General features: G+C 50.2%; 1 protein-coding gene. It reads left to right on the top strand.

Features of this window, described 5'->3' with window-relative positions; translation table 11 throughout:
- Positions 1-257: 257 nt before the first annotated feature.
- The coding region (locus tag DXD25_RS16390; RefSeq protein ID WP_233522375.1) for an HU family DNA-binding protein at positions 258-807 on the top strand (550 nt) is incomplete at its 3' end.

Genomic DNA, 807 nt, shown 5'->3' with positions numbered 1-807 from the left:
TTTCAAATTGAAAGCTGCTGAAAATCGGCCCTTATCACACCCTGAAATTTGGTGGTTCCAGAAAAAAGCCGTATCTTTGCACTATCGTTAGAAGAAAGGCTGCACTCGGCATAGTTCAAGTAAACTTGACTCTGCGCTCGTTTGCACTTTCTTTGCACCGTCATTCAGAGATAAGGCGCCAATCGGATGAGTGACAAAAAACTGAATTAGTAACCCACAAAAAATTGAATTATTAACCCTTTAAAAACTGATTGATTATGGGACAAGGAACTAGTAAGTATCGTAAGATTATGCGTACCCCTCAGACAGGTGAGAACGCAGGTAAGAAGCTCTGGTATGCTACTGCCGTGAGCGACCGTGAGATGAGTTTCGAGGACTTCGTGACTCATATCTCCGAGCACAACTCTCCATACAGCCGTGGTACCATCCACGGTGTGCTGATGGATACTTTGGATTGCCTGAAGCATCTGATTCTGGACGGCAAGAGCGTCCGTTTCTCCGACCTCGGATTGTTCTCCATCGGTATGACTTCGCGTGGCGAGGTGAGCAAGGAGAAGGTGACGGCGGCAAGCGTGCAGGGCGTGCATCTTATTGTAAGAAACACAAAATCATGGAGCAACGCTGAGCTGAAGAAGCTCACCAAGATTGTGGCATACGATGACTATACCACCGGGGCTGAGGACGGCGGTGGAACTGAGAACACGCCGAGCGGTGGTGGTACCAGTCAGGGTGCTGGCGGGGAGACCAACAAGGATAACGGCGGAACATCGCAGGGTGGCGGTGGTACTAGCCAGGGCACTGGCGGCG

This window comes from Prevotella sp. TF12-30, from assembly GCF_003436715.1.
GTDB classification, from domain to species: Bacteria; Bacteroidota; Bacteroidia; order Bacteroidales; family Bacteroidaceae; genus Prevotella; species Prevotella copri_A.
The sequence above is the reverse complement of the archived record's forward strand: the minus strand, read 5'-3'. Positions and strand labels throughout refer to the sequence as shown.